The sequence below is a fragment of the Oscillospiraceae bacterium genome (assembly GCA_031265355.1).
Taxonomy (GTDB): domain Bacteria; phylum Bacillota; class Clostridia; order Oscillospirales; family UBA929; genus JAIRTA01.
On the sequence record JAISCT010000002.1, the window covers coordinates 16,980 to 33,498 of the forward strand.

Annotated in this window: 10 protein-coding genes; all 10 read right to left on the bottom strand. The window is 56.9% G+C overall.

Annotated elements, in window-relative coordinates; all coding sequences use genetic code 11:
* Positions 1-109 precede the first annotated feature (109 nt).
* The 10 genes from LBK75_00270 to LBK75_00315 all read right to left on the bottom strand — a co-directional run bounded on the left by LBK75_00270 (position 110) and on the right by LBK75_00315 (position 16,486).
* A complete protein-coding gene (locus tag LBK75_00270) occupies positions 110-502 on the bottom strand; it encodes a helix-turn-helix transcriptional regulator (protein ID MDR1156731.1) in 393 nt (130 codons plus the stop codon).
* Between the two features lie 475 nt (positions 503-977).
* Positions 978-5,327, bottom strand: coding sequence for a hypothetical protein (locus LBK75_00275; protein ID MDR1156732.1), 4,350 nt, complete (start codon positions 5,325-5,327; stop codon positions 978-980).
* Between the two features lie 164 nt (positions 5,328-5,491).
* On the bottom strand, positions 5,492-6,199 hold the full coding sequence (locus LBK75_00280) for a hypothetical protein (GenBank protein ID MDR1156733.1): 708 nt from the start codon (positions 6,197-6,199) through the stop codon (positions 5,492-5,494).
* Positions 6,200-6,312: 113 nt separating this feature from the next.
* Positions 6,313-7,749, bottom strand: a complete 1,437-nt coding sequence (locus LBK75_00285; protein ID MDR1156734.1) for an aldehyde dehydrogenase family protein — start codon at positions 7,747-7,749, stop codon at positions 6,313-6,315.
* Positions 7,750-7,948: 199 nt separating this feature from the next.
* Positions 7,949-8,962, bottom strand: a complete 1,014-nt coding sequence (locus LBK75_00290) for a substrate-binding domain-containing protein (GenBank protein MDR1156735.1) — start codon at positions 8,960-8,962, stop codon at positions 7,949-7,951.
* A gap of 91 nt (positions 8,963-9,053) precedes the next feature.
* Positions 9,054-10,088, bottom strand: a complete 1,035-nt coding sequence (locus LBK75_00295) for an ABC transporter permease (protein MDR1156736.1) — start codon at positions 10,086-10,088, stop codon at positions 9,054-9,056.
* Positions 10,085-11,581 (bottom strand): sugar ABC transporter ATP-binding protein, encoded by a 1,497-nt coding sequence (locus LBK75_00300; GenBank protein ID MDR1156737.1) that lies wholly within the window; start codon positions 11,579-11,581, stop codon positions 10,085-10,087. The genes LBK75_00295 and LBK75_00300 overlap by 4 nt, the downstream gene beginning before the upstream one ends.
* Positions 11,582-11,900: 319 nt before the next feature.
* Complete coding sequence (locus LBK75_00305) at positions 11,901-12,923, bottom strand: sugar kinase (protein MDR1156738.1); 1,023 nt, start codon at positions 12,921-12,923, stop codon at positions 11,901-11,903.
* 306 nt (positions 12,924-13,229) lie between these two features.
* Entirely contained in the window at positions 13,230-15,806 is a 2,577-nt protein-coding gene (locus tag LBK75_00310) for an ABC transporter permease (GenBank protein MDR1156739.1), read from the bottom strand.
* The gene (locus LBK75_00315; protein ID MDR1156740.1) at positions 15,803-16,486 is read right to left on the bottom strand and encodes an ABC transporter ATP-binding protein; all 684 of its coding nucleotides are present in this window, start codon (positions 16,484-16,486) and stop codon (positions 15,803-15,805) included. Before LBK75_00315 ends, LBK75_00310 begins: the two co-directional genes overlap by 4 nt.
* Positions 16,487-16,519: the final 33 nt, after the last annotated feature.

The window sequence follows — 16,519 nt, forward strand, 5'->3', positions numbered from 1 at the left end:
GAACTGTATCATCCGAGGAAAGGCATCCGGAAGCTGAGAAGCTCTCGGATGCCTTTCTTCTTGTGCGCCGCCGTCAAGTGATGGGAGACACCCAGGGGTCGTCGAACCCCTAATTGACAATCGGCTCCTCGCGTTTGACTTTTTCTGCGTAGTGGTGCATGTGCTCACGGCCCCACTCCCACATCGCGTCCACGATAGGAATAATCGACCAACCCAGGTCTGTGAGCAGGTACTCCACCTTCAGCTGCGGGGTCTGATAGGGCTTGCGGATGATCAGACCGTCTTGCTCCATCTCGCGCAGCTGCTTGGTCAGGATCCGATGGCTGATGTCCCTGAACAGGCGGCTCATCTGCCCAAATCGGAGCGGGCCCTCATGAGCCAGATGCCAGATCAGCACGATTTTCCATTTGCCGCTGATGAGTGACAAGGTGAGCTCCTTCTCGCAACTGAAATCGCCGTTTAGCAGACGACGGTTCAGCTCCTCCCGCAGTGTGATTGGCATGCTGCCAGCCTCCCTTTCCCACGGCTCATTTTACAAAGCAGCCGTTGAGCCGCGCGACTTTCGACCGCTCACCGGCACCTGTTATTGTATACCTTTTGGAAAACGCTCTACAGGCACCGGTATATTTAATATATTACAAATTATTTTAAAAGTCAATAACTTTTTTCATTAATTTTTGTATATTTCGACCATTGAAATGTAAAATATTTCCATAATTAACGCATTTCCAAAAGGTATACCTTTTGGAAATGCACGCTGCGAGCCGGATTTGCAAACACGAAACTGCTCCGGATGTGTAACCCGAAGCAGTCCCGCGCTGCGACGGCAGGCCGCGCCGCATAAAGATTCGTCCGCTACGACTTACCAGAAGGAAACGCGTTCCATCCGTCAAACGGAAGGGAACGCGTTTTCCTTTTTGGGGAGGGCGCCTCTGCGGGCGGTAGAACGTCGCCCGCAGAGGCGCCCAAGTGTAAGATTACTTGACGTACGTATCGCTCACTGTGAAGGTGTAGCCCGGGTACTGCGCGAACCCAACGCCCACAACCTCGATCGTATTTTGGCCGGTCACGGCGACGTCGTTGCCGCCCGCAATGATCAGTGTGTTCGTATTGGAATTCGCGCCCGACGTTGTGGTGCCGACGCTCACGGAGCACGGCACCCCGTTCACGTAGGCGGCGGCGTCCTCCGCCAGAACGATCGTGTTTGCCACGTTGCTGTTTTTCTTGGTATACCTGACGTTGATATTGCCGCCGCTCGCGGTTACGTCCTTGGACCAGTCAATTTGGCTGTACCCGTCGACTCTGAAGTATTCATACCCGAGGGCGTCGCCGCTTGCAGTCCGCGCCACGATCTTGTAGTACTCCTCGCGGGGCAGCGTGTACGCAGGAATTTGCAGGGGATGTGTGCCGAGACCGGCCACCTGGAACGAGATGAACGGCGCGGCGCGCTCATTGGCCCGGTCCCACACCTCGATGTTGATGGGCCCGTCTATGGCATCGTCGTCGTGTTTGGCTACAGTCAGGTTGACCGTCATGTCGAGATTGAAGTGATAGGGCGAGTACATGTTGCGGTTGTACGTGTTGGTGGAACCCGCGGCATTGCCGGGGTTGTTCGGAATCTTGAGATACAGCGGCTTCTTGACATTTACGGTGAGTTCGGCGTAGGGTCTGCTGGCCGGGTTCGCAATGTTTTCGTCCTTGGCCGTGGCCCGGAAGACGACCGAGCTGCCAGGCTCGTGTCCGCGCAGGGTGATGTAGTCGTAGGAGTGCCACCAGTTGTTTGTGGGGCTGGGGGCGGTGGCGGTCGCGCCGCTCTCCATCGTGACTTCATCCACATCTCCGCCAACTTTTGTCCAGAGAACTTTCTCAAATCCGTCGGCCGAGAACGGCTCATTGTACGCGAAGACTTCTCTTACGCTGTATTGTGCGTTGCCGGTTCTGGCGACACGGCCCGGGATGTCGATAGAACCCTGGTGGGAGATGACCACGTCGGTAACCGGAGACGTCCTGTCAGCTTCAAACGCTTGGCCCTGCACAGCCCACGCGGTGAAGAAAGGATCTCCCGTCGCGGTATTTCCTTCGTAGAGTTCCAATGTGATTTTGGTGCCTTCGGGGACCAACGTGTCAGCCTCGATGATCTCGTGGGCCATGATCTTTGAGACGTAGCTGTAGGTTTTGACGACTTCGCCGTTGTCGTTTCTTCTCAGCACGGCTGTGATGGGTTTCTCGAGCTTCGTCGTGTAGACTTCGGCCACCGGGCGGTACCTGTTGTCTACAAGATCTTCTCTGTAGAACTTGAGGAGAGCCGAGGCGTCCGGCGTCGCGTTCGTCGCCATGTCGAGTCCAAATGTGTGATAGTAGGACTCCACCCACTGATGGGTTTCGCCGGCGCTGATCGCCCTGTTCTGGAAATACTGGTTGCCCGCGGCCGGCCACGGCTCAAGGTAGGGACGCGCGGAGTTGTTCGAATCCCGCTCAAACGGTATGTTGTCGAACATCTGCCTGTAGTTCCAGATCCAATATTTGATGCCCGGAGTCGACTTCATGAGATCCTTTCCGGAGCGCATGACGCCTTCCAGGTTGCTCAGGTTGACGGAGCCCGACCAGTCCGCTTGGGGCAGCCGGTTCAGGTCATTCGCGAAGTTGGTAGAGTTGGAATGATTCACCATGTAACGCATGGTGTCGTACTTGTAGAAGTCCGCCCTGGTGACAGAGCCCGTGACGTTGCTGCGGCCGGCGTCTATGTTGTTGCCGAAAATCCTGTCCTTGACGGACTGAGGCAGCACGTCCGTGGCCTCGGCGGCCGTCAGATTTTGCGGGCCGTAGGGCATGACGTCCGTGGTCGACCTGTCGTTGGAGGGCTCACCTGTATTCACCGTGACCATCTGGTTGTAGCCCTGATGCTGCAGAAGCTGGACCGCGTCGATGTGCTTCATGCTTCCGTGGCCCCACTCGCTCACCGTGCCCGGCGCGTAGGTGTTGCAGGTGTAATATTCGTATGTCCTGGCTACCTGGGCCGGATTTTTTACCGAGATCGACATATCGACCACAGGGCTGTCCTCGGCGAGCTTGTATTCGATTGTGTACTCAAGACCCGTTCCGAAGGGCGTAAAATTGCTGCCGATGCTGGTGTTCGTCGATGACGGGACATATCCGCCGCTGCTGATCTGCACGTTTTGGTCATTCTTCAGGGTGCACACGACCGATTTGGTGCCGTCGGGATACTCTTTGACTTCGTAATCGAACCCGCTCGTCCATATCTGCCCGTGTTCGCAGCCGTCAAAGACGGGGAATGTGCCGCCCCAGACAAACAGCCATCCGAGCACGAATGTCCCGCCGCCGATCGTTTCGGGCGGATAGAGCGTATTCGAACCCTGGATGTTGTAGTTGGTGGCCGCGGGGTTGCTGTAGAACGTGTCATGCCCCGTGGGTTTGAAAACAAAATGCAGGAAACGCGCGGCCTGGGACGGCACGATGGTCGCCTTCACATATTTGTTTTCAAGCACAATGGAGGGATATGTGGATTGCACCACATATTTCATTTCTCCATCGCTGCCGGCGAGGCCCTCGGCGGTCGTGTTGTTTATGTTGATCGCGTGGCGCGTTCTGGAGTCGAATCCGCCGATTAGGGGATCTTTTTCTCCGTCGTACTGGAAGTACATCACATCGTTGTGGCCAAACTTTACAACGTCTTCCGTGGCCGTGACGCCCTTGTCCCAGCTCGGGTCGTAATCCTCCGCATAGGGGATCATTTCGGCGCTCTTGACAATGGCCACGTCGCCTATCACCGTGTTGCGCGGGCCGTTTGTCCTTTGATTGATGACGCCCACCGTACCGTTCGCAAGCCCCGGATTGGTTACGGTTTGGGTGCCCCAACTTCCTCTTGTTCCATAGCCCACCAGCGCGCCGGCTTTGATGGAGACCGTGGCGTCCGCGTCAAGGGTCACCGCCAACCTGTTGTTGTTGTTGACGACGATGGTGTGGCTGTCTTTGAAATAACCTATCACGACGTCGCCGGGGAAAGCGGATAAGAAGTCGCGGCCCCCCGCTTTGACGCCGTGGAAGGTCAAAATTTCTTTGAGGTCGTCCGTCGTCAGCACGGTGCCGCACATGCCTGTGGCGGTCTCAAAAAGCGCCTGATAATAATTTCTGTTCCCATCCGCGTCGGGCAGATCCGGGTCTATGACGTCATAGAGCTTGTTGGCCCAGGCGCCCACGTTGTTGGCCTGGTTCACCGTGCGGAACCGAGAGGCGTCCGCGATTCTGGTGTAGGCGAAAGGCCTGTCAAATGTGAGTTCGATTTCAAATTTGCCGCTCTCCGACTCGGTGAGTTCCGCTTTCAGCAATTTGAAATCACTCGCGGGTACCGCCGCCAGCGCCGGGATCGCGCCCGCCAGAGCAGATGTGCCGTTCTGACCGGCCGCGTTGATGAGTCCCTTGATATCGGCGTCGCTCCAGCTGTAGGTATATTCGGCGCCGCTCTGGATATCCCCGTTGTAATAGAGGATGAATTCACGGCCTTCGCCGACTGTACCGAGGGGATGATCCGCGTCGATGCGGTAAGAATATGAGGCCTGCAGGGTGGCACCGCCGCCAACGATGTTGTAGGTGCTGCCGAGGTTGCTGCCGCCGGCGTAAGCGCGGTTGAGCAGGCTGTCGGTGCCCGTCATATTTTGCCCGGCGTTGTTTTCACTCAGAACGATCCGTTGGTTGAACCTGACGTAGATGGCCCTGGTGTCCAAAATGTTGATTTCTTCCACGGCCAGGATCGGCGCGGCGGCATAACTGCCGGCGGCATAGACGACCGCCTCTTCGCTCATCGGGTTGTCGTTACAGTCTCTGACCCAGACGTCGCCGCTCTGTTCCTGCTGATCCTCTTCCCAATTGTGATACCAGGGGATGAATTCTCTGCTCTTGAAATCGAACTGGAGGGTTCCACCCTCATTTTTAAAGGTCGGTCCGCTGTACGCATCCAGAGTGCCTGTCGAACTGCCAAGCACCAATTCGAAGGATCTCTTGTCGTCGCGGATGTAAATCCGGCTGTCCGCGCCGACGTTCACTTGCTTGTTGTCGTGCAGGTACTCGCCGTCCAGTTTCAAGTAGTACGTCAGATAATTCGAACGGGCCAAGGCGTACTGCTCAAAATGTGTACCCACTTCATTGTTCAGGTACACGATAGCAACTCTCTCATTTTGAACCTGGACATCCACAATTTTGAACGCGTCGTCCGCTGCTGTCGCGGTGTCCACCAAAAGTGTGGGCGGGGCGAGGAGCGATACCATCGCCACGGCCAGCAGTAAACTGATGATTTTACTTTTCAGTTTCATCGGGTTTTGCTCCTTTCGCATTTTCCCATTTGTGGTTCAAGTGTCAGAAGTGCGTCTGCCGAAGGCCGAGCCGATTTTTTCGGCACTTGAACCATTTATTGTGTTTGTCATATCGAGCTGTTACACAGGAGCCTTTCCAGTCACGTCCGCCGGGAACACGGCGTTTACTCGGTCAGCGTGATGACGACCCTTGTCTGGTTGTTGCCGTTGGGGGCGCGCAAGTCCGCCGTCTCTATCTTCGGCAAAGCGGCGCCAATGTGCACCGGCGATCTGTAAGCGATGATGACATCCACGCTGCCAGCCCTGGCATGCGCCCACTGGCCGTCGGATTTTGCCGCCGCGTACGCCACGCCGCGCTTTGTCAGCTCATCCAGCTTCACATAGCGAAATGCGGTCACCGCGGGGTCCCCACTGACATGTCTGACGCCGTCGTAAGCGACGTCACTGTCGTCAATGATGATGCAGCGCGCCGAGGAAAGATCTTTGCACTGCGGCGCATGGCCGAGAATATCCCAGGCAAAAAGCTTGATGATATAATCCGGATGCGCGGCGGTATCATAGTCAAACCTCGAAATGGCGGACAACTCCGCCTCGGCTGTCACCGAATATAGCTTGTGATAGCTCAATTTGCCGTCTGGCTCGTACACCGCAAATATGAAACTGGCGCTGACACTGGCCGGCGTGAGGTTCTTCAGCGTGGCGGTGACGCCCGTCGAGTCCTTCACGGCCAGAATCTTCACGTCCGGCGCGATTTCCGCCTCTTGGCCCGCGTAGGTGACAGCCGCCGCCGTCACAGATAGAAGACCGATGAGCATGATGACGCATGACACCAAAGCCAACTTCTTCTTGAGAACAGAACTTGCTCTTTTCATACCGAACCCTCCTTGTCTTTTCTGGGGCATCTTTTGCTGTTTACGAAACCCGCTGTTCGTTGACGATACGGCCAACCTCCTCTTGCAAATAGATCTTACTTCTTTCGCGCCTTTCAGGCGAGGACGCCCTTTAAGATGAAAGATTTCTCCTGCGTGAGCTCTTTCAGCGTCACGCTGATGCCTTCCCGGCCCAGTCCGCTCATCTTCCAGCCGCCAAACGGTTGGTCCACGTTGCGGAAATTGCCGGACGCGTTGATGCACACACCGCCGCACGCCAGAGCGGAGGCGGTGTGGAAGGCCTTTTTGTTGTCGCGCGTCATCACGCCGCCCTGGAGGCCGAAACAGGTGGCGTTGGCGACGTCGATGGCTTCCTGCATCGTGTCGAACCCGATGACGGGCATCACGGGGCCAAAGACCTCCATGTCGCGCGCGATATCCATCTGCAGTGTCACGTCGTCCAACAAGGTGGGTTCGAAGTAGGAATTGTCGAAGACGTGCCCCCCGCAGACCAGTCTGGCGCCTTGGGCCACGGTGTGCCGCACTTGCGCCTCGACGCCCTGGGCGGCCCGCGCGCTGATCAGTGCGCCGAGGTCCGTGTTTTCGTCCAGCGGACTGCCGCGCCGGACCTTCTGCAGGCGTGCGCAGACGCTGTCCACAAAGGCTGCCCGCACCGAATTTTGTACGATGAAACGTTTGGGCGCGCAGCAGGTCTGTCCCGCGTTCTGTACGCGTCCGCGCACGGCCTCTTCTACGGCCAGGTCCATGTCCGCGTCCTCGTACACGATGAAGGGATCGTTGCCGCCCAGTTCCAAGAAGACGCGCTTTAAGGTGCCGGCTGCGGCTTTCGCCACAGAGAGACCCACCTCCGTACTGCCGGTCAGCGTGATCGCGTCGATGTGCGGGTGTTTCGACAGATGGTCCCCGATGAGCGCGCCCGAGCCGGTGACGCACTGCAGTACATCGCCCGGGACGCCGGCTTCAAGGCAGAGCTCGACAAGTGCTAAGATGATCAGCGGGTTGTCTGTAGCCGGCTTGACAATTACGGCGTTGCCGGCTGCCAGCGAAGAGGCCATCTTGTGGGAACAGAGCTCCGCGGGGTAGTTGAAGGGTGAGATGCAGGCTACGACGCCCAGCGGCTGGTGCATCGTGAAGATCAGGTCCTTCTCCGAACCGTACTGGTAATCCGGCATTGTCTTTCCGTAGAGATGGTTGGCCTGCTCCGCAAATCCCCGGAAGATCTGCGCCGAACAGCGGATCTCCGGCCGGGACTCGCGGATGATCTTGCCCATGTCCGAGGACAGCAGCGTCGCCAGTTCCTCCTGTCTCTCCTCAATGAGATCGGCACAGCGCTGCAAGATACGCGAACGCTCATATTGAGGCGTGGCGGCCCACCTGAGCTTTCCCTCCTGCGCGATGTCGATGGCTCTCTCGATGTCGGAGACAGTGGCCGCCGGGATGGTGTCCAGCGGGACTCCGGTGGCCGAATTTAAGACAACGTGGGTTTTTCCGTCACTGGCGTCTGCACGTTGCCCCCCAATAAACATTTTCACGTATCTTCCCTCGCAGTCAGCCTCGTTTGGTCCGGCGCGCGGTATCCAGACAGGGCTGGAAATTATTTCCTTCTCACTTCTTTCAGAATGCGGCGCCAAAAGGGGACATGTTTCCCCGCCCCCGGGGCGGGGAAACATGTGTCAAGAGCGTCGAGGCCCGAGGGGGCCCGAGGAGGACGGATCAATCAGAGATCGCTGCTTAGAAGTCGCTGTTCGGATTGTAGTACTGCGCCACGTTGTCGGAGGTGATGACGGCGGGCTCCGTGTTGATCAGCTTCGGGATGTTTTTGTCACCGTTTTGGTAACGGATGATGGTGTCCAGTGTGAGGTTGGCGACGCCCACCGGATCATTCAGGCCGGAGGCCCCGTACTGGCCGCTCTGCACAAGCGCCAGCGATTCCTTCTGCCCGTCGATGCCCACGACGACCACGTCGCTCCGGCCGGCGTTCTCCAGCGCGATGACGGCGCCGAGACCCATACTGTCATTTTCCGCTACGATGACGTTGATGTCCGGTGCGGCGGTGAGCATCGACTCGGCGGCGGCTAGGCCATCCTCCTGGTTCCAACCGCCCCAGCCCTGGGTCAAAAAGCGGAAGTTGGTCCGGTTGGAGGAGGCGAGCTGGGTTTCCACAATGCCTTTGACCACGCCGATGCGGCGGTCGACACCCAGCAAGTTACCCTCGTTGCCGCTCAACATACCGATGCGGATCTCCTCATTGCCGAATTTCCGCGCGAGCCATTCGCCCACCAGTGTTCCAATGGCAAAGTTGTTCGACTGGATCATCGAGACGTATTGTGCGCTGGGGTCGATGGAGTTGTCCATGATGAACACGGGGATGCCCTGCTCCATGACGCTGTTGGCGACGGCCACAGCGCCTTGGGCGTCCGCGGGGTTGATGACGATGGCGTTGCACCCCTGGGAGACGAGGTCCTCGATGTCGGCCTGCTGTTTGATCATATCGCCGTTTGCGTCAACGGAAACAACGTCGATGCCCTGTGCCTGGCAGGCGGCTTCAAAGGCCTTGCTCTGCGAAACAAAGTAGGGGGACCCCATCGTCTGCATTGACAGACCGATCTTCAGATCGCCGGAGATGGTCTGACCGCCGGATTGCTGGTCTCCGCCGTCGGGAGCCTGGGTGTCGCCGCAGCCGGTCAGCAGACCGAGCAGCATGACGGCGGCGAGTGCGAGTGCGAGCAGCGTGGTTTTCTTCATGATTAACCCTCCTAAAAATGTGTATGGTATGAGTGCGTGGCACTCCAATACCCGTGGGGGATGGGGGGATCGGCGCGCTGTGCGGGGGCGCCTACAGCGCGTCCTTCCGTTTGCCGCTTTGCAGCAGCGCGGCCAAAATGATGATGGCGCCCTTGATGATCTGTTGGGGATACGAAGGGATGTTCATCAGATTCATGATGTTCCCGATGAGACCCAAAATCAGCACGCCCATCAGGGTGTTGAGGGCGGTGCCGGAACCGCCGGTCAGGCTGGCGCCGCCAATGACGACGGCCGCGATGGCGTCGAGTTCCAACCCCTCGCCGAACTGAGCGGAGCCGACCGCGGCCCGGGAGGCACTGATCACGCCGCCGAGGGCGCAGAGACCGGCGGAGATGACGTAGACGGAGAATTTGTACGCGCCTACGCGGATGCCGGAGAGGCGCACGGCCGACTCATTGCTGCCCGTCGCTCGGATCAGGCGGCCAAAGGAGGTGTAGCGCAGCACGAGCATGACGACGGCGAAGACGGCAAGCGCCGCCCAGACAGGATAGGGAACGGCGAGAAAGGTTTGCTTCGCCTGTGTCTGCGGGAGGTTCAAAAAACTCCCTTTGCCGAACCGGATCAGCGGATTGGTCGGTTTCAGGTTGATGGGTTTGCCCTGAGAGATCATGAAGGCGAGGCCCCGGGCGACGGTCATGACGGCCAGCGTCACGACGAAGGGCGCCATGCGCCTAAACGATACGAAATAAGCCGCGCACGCGCCGAGCACCATGAGGAGCGCAATCGTCAGTACAATCGACAGCAGCACGGGCAGCCCCATTGTCGTGGTGAAGGTGGCCACAAGCACCGCGCCCAGCGCCACCATCGAGCCCACCGAGAGATCGATGCCTCCGGTCAGAATCACCATCAGCATCCCCATCGATACAATGGCCAGACCGGCGTTCTGCCGCAACAGGTTGAAGATGTTCATCGGCGTCAGGAACGAGGAGGAGAGCATAATGGAGACGCTGAGCAGCAGCACCAGCGTGATGACCGGAATCATTTTTCGTAGATGAAATTTGGATATGAGCGCCGCGCCGCCGCGTCTTTCGTTCGTATCGGATCCTTTTGCCTCTCTGTTCATCATTGCACCCCACCACCCACAGCCAGCCGTAAGATATTGGCTTCGCTCAGGTCTTCTTTTTTGAGCTGCTCCATCACGACGCCCTTCGCCATGACGAGCGCGCGATCGCACATGCCGATGATCTCCGGCATCTCGGAGGAGACAAACACAACGCCCAGCCCATGGGCGGCGAACTCGTTGATCAGCCGGTAGATCTCCGTCTTCGCGCCGACGTCCACGCCTCGGGTGGGTTCGTCCAGCAAAATGACGTCGCACTCCGTGTTGAACCACTTGGCCAGTACGACCTTCTGTTGGTTGCCGCCACTGAGGCTGTTGACGCTGTCGCGGACGTCGCCAGCCTTGACGGACAGCCGTCCGCAAAGATTTCTGGCGATGGCGTTTTCCTTCTGGAACAGGATCACCCCCAACGCGCCGAGAACCTTGCGGAGAGCGGCCATCGTCATGTTCTCACTGATCGGTTTGTCAATGACCAGCCCTTGGTCCTTCCGGTTTTCCGGCACCAGCGCAATGCCGTGCCGCACCCCCGTGTGCGGCGACCGGACATGGACGGCCTGTCCGCGCAGCCAGACCTGCCCGCTCTGCCGGCCGTCGCCCCCAAAGATGGCCCGCAGCACCTCTGTGCGCCCGCTGCCGACGAGGCCCGCGATGCCAAGTACCTCGCCCCGCCGCAGGGAAAACGACACGTCGGAGAATTTAGGCGGACCCGAGAGATTCTCCACACGGAGCACCTCCTCCCCCAGCGTCACATCGCGTTTGGGGAACATGGCACCGAGCCGCCCGCCGATCATGAGCTCGATGACGTCATCTGTCTGTGCGCCTTCCCGGGGCATCGAACCCGTGACCGTCCCGTCCCGCAGCGTAGTGATCGTGTCCGCGATCTGGAAGATCTCCTGCATGCGGTGGGAGATGTAAATGATGCAGACGCCCGCGCTCTTTAACTTCATCAGGGTTTCAAACAACTTGACGACTTCGTTGTCGCTGAGAACAGCCGTCGGCTCGTCGAGGATCAGAATCTTCGCGTGAAACGCCAGGGCCTTCGCGATCTCGACGATCTGTTGGGAGGCCACCGGCAGGTCCCCTGTGATCGCCTGGGGGCTGATGTGAAAGCCGAGACCGTCGATGATCTCCTTTGTCTTTTGGTTGATCTCCTTCCAGTTTACGAGGCCGAAGGAGTGCGAAAGTTTATCCAGGAAGATGTTTTCGGCCACCGTAATGTCGGGGGCCAGTTCAAATTCCTGATATACGATCCCGATGCCGAGCTCGCGGCCGCGTTTGGGCGTCGAGATGGCCACTTCTTTCCCGTCGATCCGGATGACGCCGGCGTCCTTCTGGTACGCACCGGCCAAAATCTTCATCAGCGTGGATTTTCCCGCTCCGTTTTCTCCGACCAGCGCGTGGATCTCCCCCGCCTTGGCCCGGAACGTGACGCCTTTGAGTGCGTGGATGCCCCCAAAACTCTTGACGACGTCCTCCATCTCAATTCTGTAGGTGTCCAACCCATCAGGCCTCCTCACACCAAATTCGCGCGATACAGTGGATGCGGGCACAAGGCGAGATTTGCCGCACCCGGATAGAGCTCATCAAAATAGCCAAACAATTTCACTACAAAATTATCTTATTACACATTTTTGAGAATGTAAAGTACGCACTTTTGTGTAACCGGACACACAGCTGTGAAGAGATAGTGATAACATTTGGTTACAGTAGCCAAAAATGAGGGAGGATGTCCGGAGTGGCGCTTGCGCACAGAAAATTTTAGGCACACCAAATCACCGCGCTCCGATTGTGTGAAAGCGCGGTAGTGGATGCGGCGATTTACCGCTGTACGCGTCCGGAGACGTCGCCGGCGGCCAGCCGCCGCACCTCCTCCGCCGAGACGCGATTGACGTCGCCCTGGATGGTATGTTTCAGGCAGGAGGCCGCCACGGCAAAGGCCAGCGCCTCGTCCGCCGGCCACCCGGCTCGACGCGCATGGATCAGCCCCGCGCAGAAGCTGTCGCCGCCGCCGACGCGGTCTACAATGTGCACGGTGTATTCGGGTGCGAAATGAGCCTGCCCGTTTTCCCAGACCATACCGGACCAAGTGTTGTCACTGGCGGACAGACTGCCGCGAAGCGTGATGGCCACCAAGCTGAAACCAAAACGGACGGCCAGCGTCTCCGCCACCTGACGGTAGCCGTCCCGTGTCAGACGCCCCGCCGCCACGTCGCTGCCCTCCGCTCGGATACCGAACACGCGCTCGGCATCCTCCTCGTTGGCGATGCAGACGTTCACATCGGCCATGAGTCGCCCCATCGTCTGCTCCGCCTGAGCGGATGTCCATAAATTTTTGCGGAAGTTTAAATCGCAGCTCACTGTGCAGCCGTGGCGCCGGGCGGCCCGGCACGCGGCGGCGCACAGATCGGCCGCCCGCGGGCTGAGCGCCGGCGTGATTCCCGTGAAATGGAACCAGTCGGCGTCTTGGAAGATAGCGTCGAAATCAAAGTCCTCCGCGCCGGCTTCCGCTAGGGCGGAGTGAGCGCGGTCGTACACCACTTTCGAGGGGCGCTGGGAGGCTCCCTTTTCGCAGTAATAAATCCCCACGCGCTCGCCGCCCCAGACGATGTGGGTGGTGTCCACGCCGAAAGACCGCAGGAAGTTGCGCGCGGCCAGCCCGATGTCGTGGGCGGGCAGGCGCGTCACAAAGACGGCGTCATCGCCGAAATTCGCCAGCGAGACGGCGACATTGGCCTCACCGCCGCCAAAAGTGGCCTCAAACTCCGGTTCTTGGAAAAAACGCAAACAATCCTTGGGTGCGAGGCGCAGCATAAGCTCACCCAGTGTGACAATTTTTGACATATAAAAACTCCCTTCTGACCCGGCTGGGTACGGCGGCGCACAGCGCCGCGGGATGCAAGAAGGTCGGCAGGCCCGGACCCGCCGGAGACAGCCGCGCTTCTGTGCAATATCCATTATAAGTACAGTGTGTACTGCCTGTAAAGTAGGCACAATTTTGTGACTGGTCACAGGAAGACGGGCGCAGGGAGGTATGTGGGGAGATGCGCGGGGGGAGACAACACAGGCCGCACCCCGAAGGGTGCGGCCTGTGTAAAGGTATGTCGCCCAGAGAGGCGCATTGAGATATAGGGGTTCAGGTGTCAGGTTTTATATGACTTCGTCCCGCAGCGCGTCAATGACGTTGACGTTTTTCATCTGGTTCACCGCGTATATCATGGTGACAAACACCACAAAAAACACGCTGAATACACTGATGGCAATGCCGCTCCATGGCAAGATAAAAGGAAGGGATACACCGATGGAAATAATCTTGTAAATCAGCCACGTCATGACTGCGGAGGCGGGGAGACCATACAGCAAAGCTTTGAGACCATAGAAGATACACTCAAAGTTCATCATCTTATCAAAGCTGCGATCGCCGAGTCCCATGGAGCGGAGCATGGCAAACTCGCGCCTGCGCAAGCGGATTCCGGTGGAGATGGTGTTGAACACATTGGCAATCGTGATGAGAGAGATTAAAATCACAAAACCATATGTGAAGATGTTGATGATCAGAATGGCATTTCGGTTTTGTGCCAGCCTTTCATCCACATTCAAAAGCGTGTATCCCGAGACACGGTCGTCCTCACTCACGATCGTTTCCATCTCATTCGCCGATTTCGTCGGATCATTTGACAAAAAGATCATGTGCAGCCCATTGCTGTCGGGCTCTTGCAGCCCATCCAGACTGCCTTTCAACGAATAGGGTGCGAAGGCGCAAAAGTCGAAGGACATGGAGGGGGGTACCTCTTTGGGCAGTTGATCCACGATTGTCAGGGTGACAGGGTATGGTGCGCGTGGTTCTCCGACAGAATGTTCGCCATGCACAATTTCTATGGATACGGCGTCGGCGTTAAAGAGGTTGGATGTCTCGTAGTGTTTGTTGGCTGGATTGTACGTTGTAAGACTTGCGACAGCCGGAAGTTTGGTCTGTCCGTCTGTATATTCCTCCGCGGGAAGCCCCAGGTCCCTCAGATAGCGCAAATAGACGGAATCCTCGATGAAAAAGATGGGAAGCGCGGAATCATATGATTCGTCCGTCGTATTGTCTTTCTGTTCAAAGAAGTGCACCGGAATTTTACAGTCATAAACAGCGTTGATATAATAGCTGCTGTCATACACCTCATTGACATGTTTCAAGTTTTCATACAGTCGCAGAAAATCCTCGGTTTTCACGCGGTAAGCGGACGGCAAAGAGGGGTCGAGAGAGAGATCGTATCCATAATCTGAGATTGTAATTTCACTGCTCTGTTTGAGGTATAATCCGAGTGCACTTGTGGAAATGAACAACACCACGCTGACGAAAAGCGAGATGACGGTGCTGCGATAGCGTTTTTTGTTCCGCTTGAGATTTTTGAACGCAAGCGTTCCTTCCAATCCAAACAAAAGACCGATTATTGCGGGGGTTTTCACAGATTTAGCATTGATTTTTACATTATTTGTCTGTCGGATTGTCTCGATGGCGGATTGCTTCACAGCTCTTTTGGCCGGGATATAGGCGGAAAGCAGGATGGTGACAATGCCCAGCGCCGCCGCTGTTACAAGGGCGGGGACGGACAAAGAGAGGGAGAAGGAAGTGGTACTACGGCTGATGCTTTTGAAAATACCGCCGATAAACCGGAGTGTGAGGCCGATGCCGCCTACACCTGCGAGGAGCCCAATAGGAATGCCGATGCTCCCGATACAAATGCCTTCAAACAGCACGGACTTTCGCAGCTGTTTTTTGGTCGCGCCCACAGAAGAAAGCACACCGAATTGGCGCGAGCGCTCACTGACTGAGATGGCAAATGAATTGTAAATCAGTAGAATGGAGCCCGCCATAATCATGACAATTAAAAAGCCGGCGAAAGAATACAGAACTCTGTTGAAATTGTCGCTGTTTGAAATGCCCATAAGCCGCAGCAACATCTGATTCAATTCATAGTTGCGGCCATCCGCCGTCTTTTCGGCAAAGTCATATACTTGGCCGGGCCTTTTGAGCGCGGTAAAGACGGTGAAACTGTCGGATTCGGCCACGGAGGCGGAGTCCATTTTTGTGATCGCCGTATAGCCGGGCGCGGGGTATGCCTCAAAACCCGGCCTTTCATAAATGCCGACGACGGTGTACGTTTTGGTCGTTTCGGGCAGAAAGATTTCCGCTGTGGCGTCTTCCGCTTCACCACTCTGAAACGGATGCTGCTGGCCGAGTTTTTTGTCGCCGAGCAGGCGATTTCCCACCGACAGCGTCACTTTATCGCCGATCTTGTAGCTGACGCCGCCGTTTGTTTCAACGTGTTTAGGAATCAAGATCTCGCCGCTGTTTCGCGGACGCTGCCCGGCCTTGATGTGGATCGGGAGCGCGCTGAAGGCCGTGTCGTCTACCCCCGAGAGGAAGAGATAAGGCTTGAGCGGATTTTGACCGCCCGGGAGCAGAGCGTATCCCACATTCTGCGCGACCGCGGCGGTTTTAACCCTGCTGTCTGTGGTTATTTTCTGCGAGAAAGCAAAGTCTACGTCTGTGAATTTGATGTGCCAGTCTCCGCTTTGCACAATTTTTTCTTGAATCAAATAGTTTTGCAAAGAGGAGATGAACGTCGTTACCCCCGCAATCATGGTGACGGACAGGATGACGCCGACAATCGTGACAACCGTCCGCGTACGGTTCTTTTTTAGACTTTGTAAGGTGATTTTGTTAAAAATATTCATGACCGTATCCTCTCATCCCGCACAATTTTGCCGTCTGAAATGCCGATGATGCGGTCGGCCTGCAAGGCGATGTTTTCATCGTGCGTGACGATGATCAGAGTTTGATTGTATTTTTGATTGCTAAGTTTTAGCAAATTGATGATTTCCTGCCTATTTTGACTGTCTAAATTTCCAGTGGGTTCGTCGGCCAACATGACCATGGGGGCGTTCATCAGTGCCCGGCCAATGGACACGCGCTGTTGTTGGCCGCCCGAGAGCTGATTTGGGAGATGTGTGCGGCGCTCGGACAAACTGAGCAGTCGCAAAAGCTCGTTTAGCCGCTCCTGATTGACTTCACGCTGGTCCATCAGTACGGGCAATGTGATGTTTTCCACCACGTTCAAGGTTGGAATAAGATTGTAAAACTGATAGATGAGCCCCACCTGTCGCCTGCGGAATATAGCCAGTTTCTCGCTGTTCTGGGCGTATATATCCTGGCCGTCAAGGTACACCTTGCCGCTGGTCGGTACGTCCACGCCGCCAATGATGTGCAGCAGGGTGGATTTTCCAGATCCGCTCGACCCGATGATCGCCGCAAATTCCCCTTTTTCCACCGTGAGCGAAACATGGTCGAGCGCTGCGACTTGATTTTCGCCATTGCCGTAGATCTTGCACAAATTTTCAATCTTCAAAAGTTCCATAGAGATACCCCGCCTTTCTGAATCCGGGCGCCT

Excerpts from the sequence above, each read along its gene's own strand:
- LBK75_00270 (MDR1156731.1), bottom strand. The coding sequence starts at position 502 with ATGCCAATCACACTGCGGGAGGAGCTGAACCGTCGTCTGCTAAACGGC.
- LBK75_00275 (MDR1156732.1), bottom strand. The coding sequence starts at position 5,327 with ATGAAACTGAAAAGTAAAATCATCAGTTTACTGCTGGCCGTGGCGATG.
- LBK75_00280 (MDR1156733.1), bottom strand. The coding sequence starts at position 6,199 with ATGAAAAGAGCAAGTTCTGTTCTCAAGAAGAAGTTGGCTTTGGTGTCA.
- LBK75_00290 (MDR1156735.1), bottom strand. The coding sequence starts at position 8,962 with ATGAAGAAAACCACGCTGCTCGCACTCGCACTCGCCGCCGTCATGCTG.
- LBK75_00295 (MDR1156736.1), bottom strand. The coding sequence starts at position 10,088 with ATGATGAACAGAGAGGCAAAAGGATCCGATACGAACGAAAGACGCGGC.
- LBK75_00305 (MDR1156738.1), bottom strand. The coding sequence starts at position 12,923 with ATGTCAAAAATTGTCACACTGGGTGAGCTTATGCTGCGCCTCGCACCC.
- LBK75_00310 (MDR1156739.1), bottom strand. The coding sequence starts at position 15,806 with ATGAATATTTTTAACAAAATCACCTTACAAAGTCTAAAAAAGAACCGT.
- LBK75_00315 (MDR1156740.1), bottom strand. The coding sequence starts at position 16,486 with ATGGAACTTTTGAAGATTGAAAATTTGTGCAAGATCTACGGCAATGGC.